Origin of the sequence: Streptomyces sp. NPDC006516 (assembly GCF_040611875.1) — a bacterium.
In the GTDB taxonomy this organism is placed as follows: Bacteria; Actinomycetota; Actinomycetes; order Streptomycetales; family Streptomycetaceae; genus Streptomyces.
In genome coordinates, this window is sequence record NZ_JBEXPD010000004.1 from 336,869 (window position 1) to 353,607 (window position 16,739).

The 16,739-nt window shown below is 72.0% G+C and carries 15 protein-coding genes and 1 pseudogene; 6 read left to right on the top strand and 10 right to left on the bottom strand.

Annotated elements, in window-relative coordinates:
- Positions 1-42: 42 nt before the first annotated feature.
- Entirely contained in the window at positions 43-1,194 is a 1,152-nt protein-coding gene (locus ABZY45_RS15895) for an acyl-CoA dehydrogenase family protein (RefSeq protein ID WP_356740232.1), read from the bottom strand.
- Between the two features lie 65 nt (positions 1,195-1,259).
- On the opposite strand from ABZY45_RS15895, the gene ABZY45_RS15900 reads away from it, so the two are divergent.
- Genes ABZY45_RS15900 through ABZY45_RS15910 form a run of 3 tightly spaced genes read left to right on the top strand, consistent with a single transcriptional unit; the run spans position 1,260 to position 3,662 of the window.
- Positions 1,260-1,934: a TetR/AcrR family transcriptional regulator C-terminal domain-containing protein gene (locus tag ABZY45_RS15900; protein WP_356740234.1), complete on the top strand. Its 675-nt coding sequence runs from the start codon at positions 1,260-1,262 to the stop codon at positions 1,932-1,934.
- Between the two features lie 14 nt (positions 1,935-1,948).
- Positions 1,949-2,674 carry a helix-turn-helix domain-containing protein gene (locus ABZY45_RS15905; protein ID WP_356740236.1) on the top strand — a complete coding sequence of 242 codons (726 nt, stop codon included), beginning with the start codon at positions 1,949-1,951 and terminating at the stop codon, positions 2,672-2,674.
- Between the two features lie 43 nt (positions 2,675-2,717).
- Complete coding sequence (locus ABZY45_RS15910; protein WP_356740238.1) at positions 2,718-3,662, top strand: DMT family transporter; 945 nt, start codon at positions 2,718-2,720, stop codon at positions 3,660-3,662.
- 104 nt (positions 3,663-3,766) lie between these two features.
- Here the strand turns inward: ABZY45_RS15910 and ABZY45_RS15915 are convergent, their stop codons facing one another.
- The 3 genes and pseudogenes from ABZY45_RS15915 to ABZY45_RS15925 form a co-directional block, all read right to left on the bottom strand.
- Complete coding sequence (locus tag ABZY45_RS15915; protein ID WP_356740240.1) at positions 3,767-3,955, bottom strand: DUF397 domain-containing protein; 189 nt, start codon at positions 3,953-3,955, stop codon at positions 3,767-3,769.
- A gap of 44 nt (positions 3,956-3,999) precedes the next feature.
- Positions 4,000-4,188 carry a DUF397 domain-containing protein gene (locus tag ABZY45_RS15920; protein ID WP_356740242.1) on the bottom strand — a complete coding sequence of 63 codons (189 nt, stop codon included), beginning with the start codon at positions 4,186-4,188 and terminating at the stop codon, positions 4,000-4,002.
- Positions 4,185-5,068: pseudogene (locus ABZY45_RS15925) on the bottom strand (helix-turn-helix transcriptional regulator). The gene ABZY45_RS15920 and the pseudogene ABZY45_RS15925 overlap by 4 nt, the downstream one beginning before the upstream one ends.
- Before the next feature lie 146 nt (positions 5,069-5,214).
- Here ABZY45_RS15925 and ABZY45_RS15930 point away from each other — a divergent pair.
- Positions 5,215-5,727, top strand: coding sequence for an ATP-binding protein (locus tag ABZY45_RS15930; protein ID WP_356740244.1), 513 nt, complete (start codon positions 5,215-5,217; stop codon positions 5,725-5,727).
- A 51-nt stretch (positions 5,728-5,778) separates the two neighbouring features.
- Here the strand turns inward: ABZY45_RS15930 and ABZY45_RS15935 are convergent, their stop codons facing one another.
- The 6 genes from ABZY45_RS15935 to ABZY45_RS15960 form a co-directional block, all read right to left on the bottom strand.
- A complete protein-coding gene (locus ABZY45_RS15935; RefSeq protein WP_356740246.1) occupies positions 5,779-6,858 on the bottom strand; it encodes a Zn-dependent alcohol dehydrogenase in 1,080 nt (359 codons plus the stop codon).
- Between the two features lie 92 nt (positions 6,859-6,950).
- Entirely contained in the window at positions 6,951-8,345 is a 1,395-nt protein-coding gene (locus ABZY45_RS15940; protein ID WP_356740248.1) for an aldehyde dehydrogenase family protein, read from the bottom strand.
- Positions 8,346-8,548: 203 nt separating this feature from the next.
- Positions 8,549-9,814 (bottom strand): MFS transporter, encoded by a 1,266-nt coding sequence (locus ABZY45_RS15945; protein WP_356740250.1) that lies wholly within the window; start codon positions 9,812-9,814, stop codon positions 8,549-8,551.
- Positions 9,814-11,259 (bottom strand): citrate:proton symporter, encoded by a 1,446-nt coding sequence (locus ABZY45_RS15950; protein ID WP_356740252.1) that lies wholly within the window; start codon positions 11,257-11,259, stop codon positions 9,814-9,816. The genes ABZY45_RS15945 and ABZY45_RS15950 overlap by 1 nt, the downstream gene beginning before the upstream one ends.
- 120 nt (positions 11,260-11,379) lie before the next feature.
- A complete protein-coding gene (locus tag ABZY45_RS15955) occupies positions 11,380-13,560 on the bottom strand; it encodes a molybdopterin oxidoreductase family protein (protein WP_356740254.1) in 2,181 nt (726 codons plus the stop codon).
- 282 nt (positions 13,561-13,842) lie between these two features.
- Positions 13,843-14,478, bottom strand: a complete 636-nt coding sequence (locus ABZY45_RS15960) for a TetR/AcrR family transcriptional regulator (RefSeq protein ID WP_356740256.1) — start codon at positions 14,476-14,478, stop codon at positions 13,843-13,845.
- A gap of 103 nt (positions 14,479-14,581) precedes the next feature.
- Between ABZY45_RS15960 and hmgA the strand changes: the two genes are divergently transcribed.
- Positions 14,582-15,901, top strand: coding sequence for a homogentisate 1,2-dioxygenase (gene hmgA, locus ABZY45_RS15965; RefSeq protein WP_356740258.1), 1,320 nt, complete (start codon positions 14,582-14,584; stop codon positions 15,899-15,901).
- A 43-nt stretch (positions 15,902-15,944) separates the two neighbouring features.
- Positions 15,945-16,721, top strand: coding sequence for a GntR family transcriptional regulator (locus ABZY45_RS15970; RefSeq protein ID WP_356740260.1), 777 nt, complete (start codon positions 15,945-15,947; stop codon positions 16,719-16,721).
- The last annotated feature ends 18 nt before the right edge of the window (positions 16,722-16,739 follow it).

The window sequence follows — 16,739 nt, forward strand, 5'->3', positions numbered from 1 at the left end:
CCGGCGTACTCACCCGGTACTCAGTCCGGGTGAATCAAGGGCTCAGAAGGCGGAGACTCCCGTGAGCGCCCGACCGATGATCAGCTTCTGGATCTGGCTGGTGCCCTCGTACAGGGTCATCACCCGCGCGTCCCTGACCAGCTTGCCGACGGGGTACTCGTCGATGTAGCCGTAGCCGCCGAACACCTGAAGGGCGTTGTTCGCCGCCCGGACCGCGGCCTCGGAGGCGAACAGCTTCGCCGTGGAGGCGGCGGTGGCGAAGTCCTGGCCGCGGTCGATCAGGTCGGCGACGCGCCAGGTCAGCATCCGGGCGGCGTCCACGTCCACGGAGATGTCGCTGATGAGCTCCTGGACGAGCTGGTAGCTCGCGATGGACTTGCCGAACTGCTCGCGCTCGCCCGCGTAACGCACGGCGGCGTCCAGGGCGGCCTGGGCGATGCCGACGCAGCCCGCCGCGACCGACATCCGGCCCTTGGCCAGGGCGGACATGGCGATGGAGAAGCCCTTGCCCTCGGGGCCCAGGAGGGTGGAGGCGGGCACCCGGACGTCCTCCAACACCAGCTCAGCGGTGGCCTGGCCCCGCAGCCCGAGCTTTCCGTGGACCGTGCGCCGGGTCAGTCCGGGGGCGTCGGCCGGCACCAGGAAGGCGGAGACGCCCCGGTGCCCCGGGGTGTCGTTGGTGCGGGCGAACAGCAGGACGACATCGGCCCAGGTGCCGTTGGTGATGAACATCTTGGAGCCGTTGATGACGTAGTCGTCGCCGTCCCGCACGGCCCTGGTGCTCAGGTTGCCCGCGTCGGAGCCGGTGCCGGGCTCGGTGAGGCCGAAGCAGCCGACGGCCTCGCCCGCGGTGAGCTTCGGCAGCCACTGCCGCTTCTGCTCCTCGTCGCCCCAGGAGGCGATCGTCTTGGCGACCAGGCCGAGGGAGACGGACACGATGCCGCGCACCGAGGAGTCGCCCCGGCCGAGCTCCTCGGTCACGAGGCAGTAGGCGAGGTGGTCACCGCCGGAGCCGCCGTACTCCTCCGGGATCGTCAGCCCGAGGAAGCCGAGGGCACCCAGCTTCTTCACGATCGACTTGTCGACACTCTCGGCCCGGTCCCACTCGACGACGTGCGGGGTGATCTCCCGCGCGACGAAGTCCTCGGCGAGCTGCCGGACGGCATCCTGCTCCTCGCTCAGCTCCAGGTTCATCCTGCGACACCCCACTTTTAATTAGCACTGCTAGTTTTTCGCTTGCAGGCCCTACTATGTGCCGCATGGCCCGACCGCGCAAGCCCCTCCTCAGCAGAGACCGCATCGTCGAGGCGGCGAGCGCGCTCGTGGACGCCGAGGGACTGGACGCGGTGTCGACCCGCCGCCTCGCCGCCGAGCTGGGGGTCAGCGGGCCTTCGCTCTACAACCACTTCCGGAACAAGGACGAGATCCTCGACGCCGTCGCCGACGCGGTCTCCGCGCAGGTCGACCTGTCGATGTTCGAGAAGTCCGACCCCCGGGACTGGCCCGCGGCCCTGCACGACTGGGCCGTCTCCTACCGCGCCGCGCTCGCCGCGCACCCGCACATCGTCCCGGTGCTCGCCCAGGGGCCCGGCCGCCGGCCCGCCGGTCTGCGGGTGGCCGACGCGGTCTTCGGGGCGATGGTCGAGGCGGGTTGGCCGCCCGCCCAGGCGACGTACATCGGCGCCCTGATGCGCTACTTCATCACCGGCTCCGCGCTGGGCTCCTTCGCCCGGGGCTTCGTCGACGACGAGACGGCGTACGACCCCGCCGACTATCCGCACCTCGGCCAGGCGCACCTGCTGGCCGACCGTCGCCAGCAGGTCGACGAGGGCGCGTTCGAGACCGGACTGCGGGCCCTGCTGGACGGACTCGCGCTCCAGTACGAGGAAGCGGTCGCCTCCCGCACGGTTCGGCCCGCGCCGAACCGTGCGTGACGCATCCTGGACGCATGGCCCGTACGAGACCGAACGATCCGGCAGCTCCCAGGCTCGCCGCCCTGGCCGCTCTGCTGGCCGACGAGACCCGCGCCTCCTTCTGCCTCGCCCTGCTCGACGGGCGGGCCTGGACGGCGGGAGAGCTGGCCCGCGGCGCGGGCGTGGCCCCGTCCACGGCGAGTGAGCATCTGGGCAAGCTGATCGGGGGCGGCCTGCTCACCGAGGAACGCCAGGGCCGCCACCGCTACGTGCGGCTCGCCGACGGCCGGACCGCCCAGCTGATCGAGGAACTGGCCGCCCACGCCGCCCCGGGCGCGGAGAAACCGCCGCGCACCCTGCGCGAGGCGAGCCTCCAGCACGCGCTGGCCCGGGGGCGCACCTGCTACGACCACCTTGCCGGGCGGCTCGGCATCCGGATCACCGACGCGATGACCGGACGCGGACTGCTGCGCCAGGACACCGGCTTCGCGCTCACCGACGAGGGCCTGGCGTGGTTCGAGGACCTCGGGGTCCGCCTCGACAGGGCGTCACGGCGTCCGCTCGCTCGCGGCTGCCTGGACTGGACCGAACGACGCCCGCACCTGGCGGGCGTCTCGGGCGCCGCCCTGTGCCGGCACGTGCTGGACGCGGGCTGGTGCGAACGGGTGGGGACGGGGCGGGCGGTGCGCGCCACCCCGGACGGGCTACGGGCGCTCTCGCGGAATCTGGGCATCGAGCCCGCGTCGCTCGCGGACGGCTGACAATTCGGTGGGCGCCGAACGGTTCCCGCCCTACCGTCGAACCATGACAACGTCTACAGCGCGCCCCGCCGCGCCGGACACCGCGGGACGCGACTGGCGGGCCCCTGCCGCCGCGTGCACCACCGTCGTCCTCTGGGCCTCCGCATTCGTCTCCATCCGCAGCGCCGGCGAGGCGTACTCACCGGGGGCGCTGGCGCTGGGCCGGTTGCTCGCCGGCACCCTGGCGCTCGGCGCGATCCTGCTCGTACGCCGCGAGGGGCTGCCGGCCCGGGCGGCATGGCCGGGCATCATCGGCTCGGGGCTGCTCTGGTTCGGGCTATACATGGTGGCGCTCAACTGGGGTGAGCAGCTGGTCGACGCGGGCACCGCCGCGATGCTGGTGAACATCGGCCCGATCCTGATCGCCCTCCTCGGCGCCGGTCTGCTCGGCGAGGGCCTGCCCCGCAGGCTGCTCGTCGGCATGGCCGTCTCGTTCACGGGGGCGGCGGTGGTCGGGCTCTCCATGTCGGGGCACGGGAGTTCGTCGGTCCTGGGCGTCGTGCTGTGCCTGGTGGCCGCAGTGACGTACGCAGGCGGGGTGGTCAGCCAGAAACCCGCGCTCCGGCACGGATCGGCCCTGCAGATCACCACGTTCGGCTGCCTGATCGGGACGGTCGCCTGCCTGCCGTTCGCCGGGGTGCTGGTCTCTGAGGCGGCCGACGCCCCGCTGTCCGCCACACTGAACATGGTCTATCTCGGGGTGTTCCCGACCGCGCTGGCCTTCACCACCTGGGCGTACGCCCTGGCCAGGACCACGGCGGGCCGGATGGGCGCGACAACGTACGCGGTGCCCGCCCTGGTGGTGCTGATGTCGTGGCTGCTGCTCGACGAGGTCCCCGCCCTGCTCACGGTCGCGGGCGGGCTGCTCTGCCTGGCCGGGGTCGCGGTCTCCCGGACCCGCGCGCGGGCGGCACGGACGCCTGTCCCGGCTTCATCCCCCGAGAGCTGAGCCTCCTCCCGCGCAGCCCGGCCCATTCCGTTTCCGGGGAAAGCGAAAGCCCTGCCGTCCCACGCGGACGGGCAGGGCTTTCGCGCGTACAACCACCGGCTGCACTACGCCTCCGAGGCGAGCCCGACGAGCCCGGCCCACGCCTCCCGCGACACCTGGAGAACCGGCCCGGCCACGGACTTGGAGTCACGCACGAACACGGCCCCCACGCCCGCTGCGACCTCGATGCACTGGCCGCCCTCCGCGCCGCTGTAGCTGCTCTTGAACCAGGCGAGGGATTCGGTGTTGTTCATAGCTCTCCTCCCGACAACCTCTCGGTGAACGCCCACCGGCTGTACTACGCCTCCGAGGCGAGCCCGACGAGCCCGGCCCACGCCTCCCGCGACACCTGGAGAACCGGCCCGGCCACGGACTTGGAGTCACGCACGAACACGGCCCCCACGCCCGCCGCGACCTCCACGCAGTCGCCGCCCTCGGTTCCGCTGTAGCTGCTCTTGAACCAGGCGAGGGGCTCAGTGTTGTTCATAGCTCTCCCAGCAACTTCTCGATGAACGCCAGCGACTCTCGCGGGGTGAGAGCCTGTGACCGGATGATCCCATAGCGCGCGGCGGCGAGAACCGTCTGTTCCGGGTCGGTCGACAAGGTGCTGGCGTTCTGCGCCTCGACGTACAGGAACTTCTTGCCGTCCTTGCGTGTGATGACGGTGAACGGGCCGTTCACACCTGCGTTGTCCTCGCACTCGGTCGGCATCACCTGTAGTTCGACGTTGCCCCGTCGGCCGACCAGGAGCAGGTGTTCCAGCTGACCACGTATCACCTGACGACCGCCGTACCGGTGCCGCAGGACCGCCTCGTCCATCACGAAACTCAGCAGCGGCGCCGGACGACGATCGAAAATTTCCTGCGGGCCAGTCGAGCCGTCACGCGCTGCTCGATCGTCTCCTCATCCAGTGGCGGACGCCGCATGGCGAGCAATCCCCGCATGTACTGCTCGGTCTGGAGGAGACCCTTGACCACCATCGTGTCGTAGGCGAGGAGTTCCATCGCCTGCTTCTCCAGCTGCGCCATCCCCTGGAAGAAAGCCGGATACTGCGCCCGCTCCAACTGCTCCTTCCACACCGTCAGCAGACCATCCGCACCCAGCTCCTCGTCCGTGCGGTCGATCGCCCGTGGCGGCGGGATTCTTCGGCCCTGCTCGAAGGAGGCGATGGTCGACGCGGAGTAGCCGAGGCGCTTGCCCAGTTCCTCCCGCTCCATCCCCGCCCGCACCCGCAGGGTCTTCATGCTCTGCCCGAACGCGACGACCACGCCCTGGCTCGACCTGTCCGCCGCCCGGCCGCCGCTCTCGTCGTCCCCGCTCGCCCCCGGCCGGATCCCGGCCTCGGGCTTCGTCTGTTCCGCCGTCATCGCACCCCGTCTCCCCGGACCTGCGCCTCCCGTCGGGCGCGGTCACGCCGTGCTCCACGTACCGGCGCCCGTACCGCGCGTACAGGCGGACCGCGTCGGTGCGTCACCACTGGTCACGCTACGCCACCGGGAGGACCGTGGTGGTCATGACGAGCAACATCGACAGCCCCGGCCGCACCACCCCACTCCCAGGCCTCTCCTCGCACGTGGCCGCCCACGTCTTCGCCATGCGGTTCACGTCCACTCCCCGTGGCGCCCGGCTCGCCCGCCGGCTGGTGGCCGTGCGGCTCGACGCGTGGGGCGTGCCGTACGGGACCGGGCCGCACGAGGCGGTCGTACTGGTCGCGGCCGAACTGACGGCGAACGCGGTGCGGCACGGGCACGTGCCCGGGCGGGACTTCCACCTGCTGCTGCGCGTCACGGCGGAGCCCCGGCCGGTGGCCCGGGTCGAGGTGAGCGACACCCGGAGCGGCCGGGTGCCGCCCTCGCCCGGGCAACTCTCCGTCCCCGCACCCGGATCGGGGCCGGCGGAGGGGGGCCGGGGGCTGGTGCTCGTGGCGGGGATCGCCGACCGCTGGGGCTGGTATCCGAGGGACCGGGCACCCGGGAAGACGGTCTGGGCCGAGTGCGAGCTGCCCTCCGCGTCCCCCTCCTCCTGACGAGCGCGAGCCCGGCAGGAGGAGGGGGACGAAAGAGAACCCGGCGGGTGGCTAGAACACGACCAGCGCGCGTCCGCCCTTGCCGGCGATCATGTTGTCGAACGCCGCCGGGATGCCGTCCAGCGAGATCCGCTCCGTCACCAGCATGGAGAGGTCGAACCGCCCGGCGCGGATGTGCTCGGCGAGCACCGGCAGGTCGCGGGCCGGGTCGCTGTTGCCGTAGACACAGCCGGTGAGGGAGCGGCCCCAGTGGAAGATCTCCAGGGCGTTGAAGGTCACCTGCTGGTCCTTGCCGCCGATGCCGACGACCGTCGTACGGCCGCCCCGGCGGGTGGACTCCCAGGCTCCCCGGATCGTGGCGGGGCGGCCGACGCACTCCACGGCGACGTCCGCGCCTTGGCCTCCGGTGAGCTTGCGGATGGCGCGCGGGGTGGTGTCGGAGGCGACGACGTAGTCGGTGGCGCCGGCCTTGCGGGCGAGCTCCTCCTTCTCCGGTGACACGTCCACGGCGATGATCTTCGACGCTCCCGCGATGCGTGCGGCCTGGAGGACCGCGAGGCCGACCCCGCCGATCCCGAAGACGACGACGCTCTCGCCCTCGCGCACGCGGGCGGAGTGGTGGACGGCCCCGTACCCGGTCAGGACCGCGCAGCCGAGCAGGGCCGCGTCGTCGAGCGGGATGCCGGCCGGGGCGGGCAGCACGCAGTTGGCGGCGACGACCGTCTCCTGGGCGAACGCCGCGACGTTCAGGCCGGGATGGAGCTCGGTGCCGTCGGCCGTGCGGGCGTGGATGTTGGCAGCGCCCTTGAGCGCGTCGGCGCAGAGCCAGACCTCGCCGATCCCGCAGTGGAAGCACGCCCCGCAGGACGGGGCCCAGTTGAGGACGATCGGGTCACCCACGGAGACATGGGTGACGCCCTCGCCGACGGCCAGCACCGTGCCCGCGCCCTCGTGGCCGAGGACTGCGGGCACCGGCAGGCGCATGGTGCCGTTGGAGAGGGACAGGTCGGAGTGACAGACACCGGCAGCGGCGAGGCTGATGCTCACCTGGCCGGGGCCGGGCTCCGGGAGTTCGATGTCGGTGATCTCCAGGGGAGCTCCGACGGCGGGCAGTACGGCGGCGCGGACCACGAACAGACTCCTCGGTGGATCGGTGGGATCGGCCGGACCGGTGGGACCGGCGGGACCGGTGGGACCGGTGGGACCGGTGGGACCGGCGGGGATCAGAACTGGAGGGACTTGGTCTGGAGGTACTCGGAGAGGCCGTGCGGGCCGAGCTCACGGCCCACCCCGGACTGCTTGTAGCCGCCGAAGGGGGCCAGCGGATTGAAGCGGCCTCCGTTGATGTCCACCTGGCCGGTGTCCATGCGGCGGGCGAAGGCCACGGCCTCCTCCTCGTCCGCACCCCAGACGGCTCCGGCGAGTCCGTAGACGGTGCCGTTGGCGATCCGCAGGGCGTCGTCCGTGTCCTCGTAACGGAGGATCGAGAGCACCGGGCCGAAGATCTCCTCCTGCGCGATGGTCATGTCCGGGGTCACGTCGGCGAAGACGGTGGGGCTGACGTAGTAGCCCTGCTCCTTCGGCGCCTCGGGGCCTCCCGCGACGAGGCGGGCGCCCTCCTCGATGCCCTTCTCGATGTAACCCCGCACCCGGGCCTGCTGCTTGGCGTTGACGAGGGGGCCCACCCGCTCCCCGGGCACGTACTTGGCGACGGCCGCGGCGGCGAGGCTCACGGCCTCCTCGTACCGCTCGGCGTCGACCAGCATCCGGGTCCAGGCGCTGCACGTCTGGCCGGAGTTGGACATCACGTTGGCGACACCGACGTTGACGGCCTTGGCGAGGTCCGCGCCCGGGAGGATCACGTTGGCGGACTTGCCGCCGAGCTCCAGGGCGACGCGCTTGACGGCCGCCCCCGCCGTGGCACCGATCTGCTTGCCGACGGCAGTGGATCCGGTGAAGGAGACCAGGTCGACGTCCTCGTGCTCGGCGAGGGCCTGCCCGGCGACCGCGCCGATCCCGGTGACCAGGTTGAAGACGCCCGCGGGCAGGCCCGCCTCCTGGGTCGCCTCGGCGAAGAGCTGTGCGGTGAGCGGGGTGTCCTCGGCGGGCTTCAGGACGACGGTGCAGCCGGCGGCCAGCGCGGGGGCCACCTTGGCGACGATCTGGTGGAGCGGGTAGTTCCAGGGCGTGATCGCGCCGACGACGCCGACGGGCTCCAGCAGGACGGTGGAGTTGCCCAGCTTCTCCTCGAAGGAGTACGAGGCCGCCAGTTCGGCGTACGAACCGGCGACCAGCACCGGCACGCCCGCGTGCACCATCTGGGACAGCGGCAGCGGCGAGCCGAGTTCGGCCGTGACCGTCTCCGCGATCTCGTCCTTGCGGGCGGCGAGCACATCACGCAGGGCTCCGAGCCTGGCGGCCCGTTCGGCGGGCGGAGTGGCCGCCCAGCCGGGGAACGCGGCGCGTGCGGCGCGTACCGCGGCGTCGACGTCATCGGCGGTGCCGGCGGGGACGTGCCCGACGACCTGCTCGTCCGCCGGGTTCACGACCGCGATCGTGTCCTGACCCGAGGCGGGCCGCCATTCCCCGCCGATGTACATCCCGTCATGCGCCTTCATTGCTGTTCCTCCCGGGCTCGCTGTGCCTGCCGCCGAAGCCGTGCCGTACGGACGGATGCCGTCCCCGGCCCAAACTAGCGCTGTTAGTTTTTGGGCGCCAGGGAACGGCCGGAGACACAGGTCACGCACGGACCACGGCAACCGTCCCACGCCGGGCGGGCCCGTGTCCGGGGCGCGGCGGGTCAGGATTCAGGAGCCGGGGGTCAGGAGGCGTCCCGCTCGGCGCGGTGCCGTTCGGCGCGGGGTGCCTCGCCGCGGGGTGCGGGCGGCTCGGCGCCCGGTGCCGCCGGGCTCGGCGCGCCGCCCCGCAGGCCGAGTCCCGCCGCCCCGACCAGCAGCGCACCCAGCATCACGAAGGGGGCGGCAGTGCCCGCGACCCCGGCGATCAGACCGGCGGAGGCGGGCGCGGCGACCTGGCCGAGCCGGTTGCCGGTGAGCCTGAGTGCCAGCGCGGTGGAGCGGGCCGCCGCGGGCGCGGCCTGGACGACGGTGGTCATCGAGAGCGGCTGGCCGACCCCCAGGCAGAAGCCCAGCACGGCCAGCATCACGGCGAGTCCCCACACGGGAACGGGCAGGGCGATCGCCGCACACAGGAGGCCGCCGAGCAGACAGGTCGTGGACAGCAGGGCGGCCCTGCCCACCCTCCGCAGCATCGGGGTCATGACCAGTCGGCAGGCGATGGTCGCGGCGGCCCGCAGGCTGAGCAGCAGCCCGACGGTGGCGGGGGCGATGCCCCGGTGCTCGCCGACGACCGGCAGGTAGGCGGTGAGGATGTCGGTGGCGCTGAGCACGGCGAGGCTGATGAAGATCCCGGCCGGAACACCCCGGGTCCGCAGGATGGCGCCCACCGGCACCTTCTGCGCCTCCTTCCGCGCGGCCACGGCGGTGCGCCGGTGTTCGATGCGCCAGAGCGAGGTGAAGGAGACGGCGGCGACGACCGCCGAGACGAGCAGGGCCAGGGCGCTCGTGCGGGCCATCGCGCCGTCCTGCTCGGAGATGACCAGACCCGCGGCGATCGGTCCGACGAGCTGGCCGAGGGAGGCTCCGATGGTGAAGTGGCCGAAGTTGCGGTCCTGGTCGGCGGGGGCCGACTGCCGGGCGACGAGCGACTGGGCACCGATCACGAAGCAGAGGTGACCGAGGCCCATCACCCCGCTCCACGCGGCCAGCGCGGCGAGGGAGCCCGAGGCGCCGCTGAGAGCGCAGCCCCCGCCGATCAGGAGGACGCCGGTCGGCAGCAGGGGCGCGCAGCGGCCGTGGTCGGTGCGCCGGCCCAGCGGTACGGCGGCGAAGAGCGGCAGCAGCGCGTAGACACCGGCGATGACGCCGATCGCCCGCTCGTCGGCGCCCAGCGAGAGGGCCCGGTAGGAGACGGCGGGCCGCGCCATCGACACCGCTCCCTGCGCGAAGGCGAAGGCGATGACGAGGCGCAGCAGCCAGCCCCTGCCGGGCCCGGGTTCCGGAGGCATCAGATGATCCCGAAGAGGATGCTCGCGCCGAGCACCACCAGCGAGGTGAGCACGGCCCACTTGACGGTGAACCGGGTGTGGTCGCCGAACTCGACCTTGGCCATGCCGACCAGGACGTAGACGGCGGGCACGAGCGGGGAGGACATGTGCAGCGGCTGGCCCGCGATGGAGGCGCGGGCGATCTCCAGCGGGGAGACGCCGTGGGCGGCGCCGGCCTCGGCAAGCACGGGCAGGACTCCGAAGTAGAAGCCGTCGTTGGACATGAAGTACGTGAGGGGAAGGCTCAGCAGACCGGTGACGACGGCCATGTGCGGGCCCATTCCGTCAGGGATGGCACCGACGAGCCAGTCCGCCATGTGTTCGACCATACCGGTGCCGGTGAGCACGCCGGTGAAGACGGCGGCGGCGAAGACCATGCCGGAGACGTTCAGCACGTTGTCGGCGTGGGCCGCGATCCTGGCCCGCTGGTCGGGCATGTGGGGGAAGTTGACGGTGAGGGCGAGGGCCGCGCCGATCAGGAACAGCACCGGGATCGGCATCAGTTCGAGGATCATCGCTGCCAGCAGGGCGACGGTGAGACCGGCGTTGAACCAGTAGAGCTTGGGGCGCAGTGTGGACCGGTTGGGGTCGAGCCCCTTGAACTCCTCGTCCACGGCGCCGCCTTCGGGACCGCCCGTGCCCTCCGCGTCTCCGGTACCGCCGGTGGCGGTGGCGCCGGTGGCGGTGGCGCCGCCGCCCGTACCGGTGGCCTTCGTGAGGCGGTCGGGGCCGCCGCCCGCACCGACGAGGACGGTCTCCGGCTCGGTGACGAGCACCTCGTCGAGCGTGAGGGTGCCCAGGCGCCTGCGCTCGCGGCGGCCCAGGACACAGGCGAGCAGGATGACGGCGAGCAGGCCGACGGCGAGGGCCGGGATCATCGGGACGAAGATGTCGGCCGCGTCCACCTTGAGCGCGGTGGCCGCGCGGGCGGTGGGACCGCCCCAGGGCAGGGTGTTCATGACCCCGTTCGCGGTGGCGGCGACACCGGTCATCACGACCAGGCTCATCTTCAGCCGCTTGTAGAGCGGGTACATCGCCGAGACGGTGATCATGAAGGTGGTGGAACCGTCGCCGTCCAGCGAGACGACCGCCGCGAGCAGCGCCGTGCCGATGACGATGCGCATCGGGTCGGCCTTGCAGAAGCGCAGGATGCCCCGGACGATCGGGTCGAAGAGGCCGACGTCGATCATCACGCCGAAGTAGACGATGGCGAACATGAGCATCGCGGCGGTCGGCGCCAGGTTGCCGACCCCTTCGATGACGTAGTCACCGAGCTTCGCGCCCTGCCCGACGGCCACGCAGAACAGGGCGGGGATCAGGACCAGCGCCGCGATCGGCGACATCTTCTTCGTCATGATCAGGACCAGGAAGGTCGCGATCATGGCAAAGCCGAGGATTGTCAACATATGGGATACCTAACGTTCACCTTTGAACTCTGACCGGAGTCGCGGTCCGGATGACGTTAGGTGTCCCGAAGCGGCGTTAACAAGATGTTGACGTGTGAGCAATACGAGCAAAACCCCAGGTCAGGGAATTGGCGTGACGGTCACGGGGACGGCGTTGAGCACCGAGGTGCCGGAGAGCGGGTCCAGGAGGCTGCCGTCGAGGAGCTGGTTCACGTTGACACCCGGCTCGGCCTCGGCGACCGCCGTCCGGGTGCCCGGGCGGCTGTGACCCCAGCCGTGCGGGAGGCTCACGACTCCGGCCCGTACCGCGTCGGTGATCTCCGTGGGCGCCTCGACCTCACCGCCCGCCGCGGTGATCCGGGCCGTGTCCCCCTCGGCGAGGCCGATCCGGGCGGCGTCCTCGGGGTGGATCTGGAGGGTGCAGACGTTCGAGCCGCCGCGGAGTGACGCCACGTTGTGCATCCAGCTGTTGTTGGACCGCAGATGACGGCGGCCGACCAGGACGAGCCCGGTGGGGCGCGCGCCGAGCGAGGCCCGCAGCCGGGGCAGGTCGGCGGCGATCGGTTCCGGGAACAGCTCGATGCGGCCGGAGCGGGTCTTGAGCACCTGCGGGACGCGCGGCTGAAGCGGGCCGAGGTCGATGCCGTGCGGGTGCGCGAGGAGCTGCTCCAGCGTGAGGCCGTAGGGCCCGAGGCGCAGCATCAGGTCGAGGCGGCGTTCGGCGCCGGTGCGGCCGGTCAGTTCGGCGGCGAGGGTCTCGGGGGCCCCGGCCTTGGCGAGCGTCGAGGCGATGACCAGGTCGTCGACGGCCTCAGGCGGCGCTCCGTGGTTGCCGCCGACGGCGAGGACGAGCCGGGCGAGGATCTCGCTCTCGTCCATCCTGCCGTCCTCCAGCGGCACGGCCGGCCTGCTGTAGCGGACCTGGTTGCGGACGGCGAAGGAGTTGAACGCGAAGTCGAAGTGGGCGCTCTGCGAGGGCGGCGGCGGGGGCAGTACGACGTCTGCGTGGCGCGCGGTCTCGTTGAGATAGGGGTCGACGCTGACCATGAAGTCGAGGCCGTCGGCGAGCGCCCGGTCCAGGCGGTCACCGTCGGGTGCGGAGAGCACCGGATTGCCCGCGATGACGATGAGGGCACGGATCCGGCCCTCCCCCGGGGTCTCGATCTCCTCGGCGAGCGCGGCGGCGGGCAGTTCCCCCTTGGCCTCGGGGTGGCCGGAGACCCTGCTCCTCCAGCGGCCGAGGGCGAAGCCCTTGCCGGGGGCGGCGGGCCGGGGCGCCCGGGCGGTGGCGGAGAGCGGGAAGAGCGCGCCGCCCGGGCGGTCGAGGTTGCCGGTGAGGATGTTGAGTACGTCGACGAGCCAGCTGGTCAGGGTGCCGTGCTCGACGGTGCAGCTGCCGATGCGCCCGTACACGGCGGCGGCGGGAGCCGCGGCGAGTTCGCGGGCGATCTCCCGGATGGTGTCCGCCTCCAGGTCACAGGCGGAGGCCACCGCCTCCGGCGTGAAGTCCCCCATGGCCTCAGCCAGTTCGTCCAGCCCATGGAGGTGGTCCGCGAGCGCTCCGGGGTCGGCGAGCTTCTCCTCCAGGAGGACCTGCGTGAGCGCGGCGAGCAGGAGGGCGTCGGTGCCGGGCCGGATCGCGGCGTGCCGGTCGGCGAGGCGCGCGGTGCGGGTGCGGCGCGGGTCGACGACGGTGAGGGTGCCGCCCCGCTTGCGCAGCGCCTTGAGCTTGCCGGGGAAGTCGGGGGCGGTGCAGAGACTGCCGTTGGACTCCAGGGGGTTGGCACCGATCAGCAGCAGGTGGGCGGTGCGGTCCAGGTCCGGTACGGGGATGGCGTGGGCGTCGCCGAAGAGGAGTCCGCTGGAGACGTGCTTGGGCATCTGGTCGAGCGTGCTTGCGGTGAAGACGTTGCGGGTGCCGAGCGCGGAGAGCAGCAGCGGCGGGTGGAGCGCGCCGGCCATGGTGTGCACGTTGGGGTTGCCGAGGAAGACCCCGACGGCCTGTTTGCCGTGCTCGGCGATCAGGGCCGGGATCTTCGCGGCGATCACGTCGAAGGCCTCGTCCCAGGTCGCCTCGCGCAGGACACCGTCCGTGCGGATCAGCGGGGTGCGCAGCCGGTCGGGGTCGGCGTCGAGTCCGCCGAAGGAAGCGCCCTTGGGACAGATGAAGCCCTGGCTGAAGACGTCGTCGCGGTCACCGCGGGCGCCGGTCACCGTGGTCCCCTCGATGGTGAGGGTGAGTCCGCAGGTGGCCTCGCAGAGCGGGCAGACACGCAGTGCGGTGCGGGAATCGTGGGACATGGGCCCTCCCCGGGGCGGCGGCAGCGGTGGCGCGCGGGCGTGATCCGGCCTCCCGCCTCCGCACGGCAGGTGCGGGTTCCGGCCGAGGTCGAGCATACCGACCGGTACGGATGCTGGCGAGATGCCGGCGCCACCGTTGTGCGCCCCGCCTGGCCCCGGTTGATCCGAGGACCGGTGGCGGAGGTGCGCGCCGCGGGCCCCGTTGCCCGAGGACCCGTGCGGGAGGTGCGCCCCGCCCGGCCCCAGTTGCCCGTGCCGGAAGGGCGCGCCGCCCCGCTCAGGTCATTCGAGGACGCGTGCCAGATAGGCCTGGAGCAGGATCCGGGTCTCGCCGATCAGGTCCGGGTCGCCGTCCGGGTCGCTGCGGAAGGCGAGCTGGAGCAGGGCGTCGGCGGCCTGCACGCTGACCAGGACGGTCCGCAGAAGACCCGCGTCGGAGACCGCCCCGTCGCGCCCCCGGCCCAGATGCCGCGAGAGCAGGTCGGCCAGCCGTCCGGCCACCCGCCGGTTCACCTCGTCGAGCGGCCCGGCGTCCGGAGGGGGCGGCCCGAAGTCGACGAGGGCGAAGCCCGGCACCGAGCGCTTCATGGCGAGGTACTCGTCGAGCACGGCGTCTATGGCCGCACGCCATTCCTGCTCGGGGATCTCCTCCAGCCGGGCGACGACCCGCCCCGCGTAGACCTCCAGGTTGCGCTCGGCCAAGGCGTCGACCAGCGCTCTCTTGTTGGGGAAGAAGCGGTAGAGGGAACCGATGGGGACGCCGGCACGGTCGGCGACCGCCCGGGTGGAGAGCAACTCGTAGCCGGTCTCGTCGAGCAGCGCGGCGCCGGCGTCGAGGATCCGGGCGAGCCGGTCGGCGCTGCGCTGCTGCACGGGGACGCGTCGGAGGTTCGTATGAGCGTGGGACACGGGCTCCATGATGCATGTATGCCGTTGACGGGCCACGTTTCGATTCCTACGGTGATGCATAGGATTCTTCGTCAGGGGATCCACGGGATCCACCGTCCACCGGGAGCGCATGATGAGTGGCATCGAGCAGGCGAGGAAGACGGCGAGGAATCTCGGCCACAGTGCGGGCTTCGGCAACGAGCACAGCTCGGAGGCCGTCCCCGGGGCCCTGCCGCACGGCCGCAATTCCCCCCAGCGCGCACCTCTCGGGCTGTACGCGGAGCAGCTCAGCGGCTCGGCCTTCACCGAACCCCGCGCCCGAAACCGCCGGTCCTGGCTGTACCGGATCCGGCCCTCGGCCGCCCACCCCGCCTTTGTCCGCATCGACAACGGCACCCTGCGCAGCGCCCCCTTCACCGAGACGGTGCCCGACCCCAACCGGATGCGCTGGGACCCACTCCCCGCGCCCGCCCCCGGCACCGACTTCCTGACCGGCCTGTGGACGCTGGGCGGCAACGGCGACGTCACACAGCGCACGGGAATGGCCGTGCACCTCTACAGCGCGAACTCCTCCATGACCGACCGGGTCTTCAGCGACTCCGACGGCGAACTCCTGATCGTCCCGGAACACGGCGGGCTGCTGCTCCGCACGGAACTCGGCCTGCTGGCGGCCGGCCCCGGCCAGGTGGCGCTGATCCCCCGGGGTGTCCGCTTCCGCGTCGAGCTGCTGGACACCACGGCCCGCGGCTACGTCTGCGAGAACTACGGTCAGCCGTTCGTGCTGCCGGACCTCGGCCCGATCGGGGCCAACGGCCTGGCGAACGCGCGGGACTTCCTGGCGCCCGTCGCCGCCTACGAGGACCGCGAGGGCCCGGTCGAGGTGGTCAACAAGTTCTGCGGGAACCTCTGGTCGGCGACGTACGGCCACTCGCCGCTCGATGTCGTCGCCTGGCACGGCAACCACACGCCGTACGTCTACGACCTGCGCCGCTTCAACGTCCTCGGCACCATCAGCTACGACCACCCGGACCCGTCGATCTTCACGGTACTGACCTCGCCGTCCGACACCCCGGGTCTGGCCGGTGTCGACTTCGTCGTCTTCGCCCCGCGCTGGCTGGTCGGCGAGGACACCTTCCGCCCGCCGTACTTCCACCGGAACGTGATGAGTGAGTACATGGGCCTGATCGAGGGCGCGTACGACGCCAAGTCGGGTGGCTTCGTGCCGGGCGGCGGCTCCCTGCACAACATGATGTCGGCGCACGGGCCGGACCGTGAGACCTTCGACCGGGCGAGCGCGGCGGAGCTCGCACCGCAGAAGATCGACGACGGCCTGGCGTTCATGTTCGAGACGCGCTGGCCGGTCACCGCGACCGCACAGGCCGCGGTCGCGGACCATCTCCAGCGCGGTTACGACGACGTGTGGCAGGGTCTGAGCCGCAACTTCCGGCCGTGACACCGCGCGGCCGGCCGCAGCCCAGGGAGTTCAGGTGAACGGGATGGATCAGATCGACGAGGCGAGCCGTACGCCTGGGTTCGCCCCCGACTCCCTCGTACTGAACCGGAAGCTGCCCCTCTGGTACCAGGTCTCGCAGTCGCTGCGCGCCTCCATACTCGGCCGCCCCCAGGACGCCTCGACGCGGCTGCCGACCGAGGAACAGCTCGCCGTGCACTACGGCGTCAGCGTCCTCACCATGCGCCAGGCCCTCAAGGAGCTGGAGAGCGAGGGGCTGATCAGCAGGCACCGCAGGCGCGGGACGTTCATCGAGCCTCGCGCCCGGCGGGTCTCCCCGGTGCGGCTGCTCGGTTCGATCGACGCGATCGTCGCGCAGCAGTCGGGTGAGCGCACGACCGTGCTCGGACACGGCCGGACGCCCGTCCCCGGTGATCTCGCCGAGTTCTTCCCGGGCTGTCCCGAGGTGATGAGCTACCGGCGGCTGCGCCGCGACGAGGGGACGGACGAGCCAACCAACTGGGCGGAGAACGCCGTACGTCCGGAGCTCGCGGCCCGCATCGACGTGGCCGACCTGGCGCGGTGGCCGATGACCAAGGTGCTGCGAGACGCCGTCGGCGTACGGATCTCGCGGATCACGGACACCGTCGAGGCCCGCCTCGCCGACCCCGTCACGGCCGAGCTGCTCCAGGTGCCGCTGCTCAGCCCGATCCTGCACTACACCGGCGTGACGTACGACGAGGAGGGCGCGGTCGTGGACGTGGCCCGCATCCGTTACCGGGGAGACCGCTTCTCCTTCTCGGTGACCGTCGAAGCGCACTGACGGCGGGTCCGCGAAGGC

Coding starts and splice junctions, on each gene's coding strand:
- ABZY45_RS15895 (WP_356740232.1), bottom strand. CDS start 1,194: ATGAACCTGGAGCTGAGCGAGGAGCAGGATGCCGTCCGGCAGCTCGCC.
- ABZY45_RS15900 (WP_356740234.1), top strand. CDS start 1,260: ATGGCCCGACCGCGCAAGCCCCTCCTCAGCAGAGACCGCATCGTCGAG.
- ABZY45_RS15905 (WP_356740236.1), top strand. CDS start 1,949: ATGGCCCGTACGAGACCGAACGATCCGGCAGCTCCCAGGCTCGCCGCC.
- ABZY45_RS15910 (WP_356740238.1), top strand. CDS start 2,718: ATGACAACGTCTACAGCGCGCCCCGCCGCGCCGGACACCGCGGGACGC.
- ABZY45_RS15915 (WP_356740240.1), bottom strand. CDS start 3,955: ATGAACAACACCGAATCCCTCGCCTGGTTCAAGAGCAGCTACAGCGGC.
- ABZY45_RS15920 (WP_356740242.1), bottom strand. CDS start 4,188: ATGAACAACACTGAGCCCCTCGCCTGGTTCAAGAGCAGCTACAGCGGA.
- ABZY45_RS15930 (WP_356740244.1), top strand. CDS start 5,215: ATGACGAGCAACATCGACAGCCCCGGCCGCACCACCCCACTCCCAGGC.
- ABZY45_RS15940 (WP_356740248.1), bottom strand. CDS start 8,345: ATGAAGGCGCATGACGGGATGTACATCGGCGGGGAATGGCGGCCCGCC.
- ABZY45_RS15945 (WP_356740250.1), bottom strand. CDS start 9,814: ATGCCTCCGGAACCCGGGCCCGGCAGGGGCTGGCTGCTGCGCCTCGTC.
- ABZY45_RS15950 (WP_356740252.1), bottom strand. CDS start 11,259: ATGTTGACAATCCTCGGCTTTGCCATGATCGCGACCTTCCTGGTCCTG.
- ABZY45_RS15955 (WP_356740254.1), bottom strand. CDS start 13,560: ATGTCCCACGATTCCCGCACCGCACTGCGTGTCTGCCCGCTCTGCGAG.
- ABZY45_RS15960 (WP_356740256.1), bottom strand. CDS start 14,478: ATGGAGCCCGTGTCCCACGCTCATACGAACCTCCGACGCGTCCCCGTG.
- hmgA (WP_356740258.1), top strand. CDS start 14,582: ATGAGTGGCATCGAGCAGGCGAGGAAGACGGCGAGGAATCTCGGCCAC.
- ABZY45_RS15970 (WP_356740260.1), top strand. CDS start 15,945: ATGGATCAGATCGACGAGGCGAGCCGTACGCCTGGGTTCGCCCCCGAC.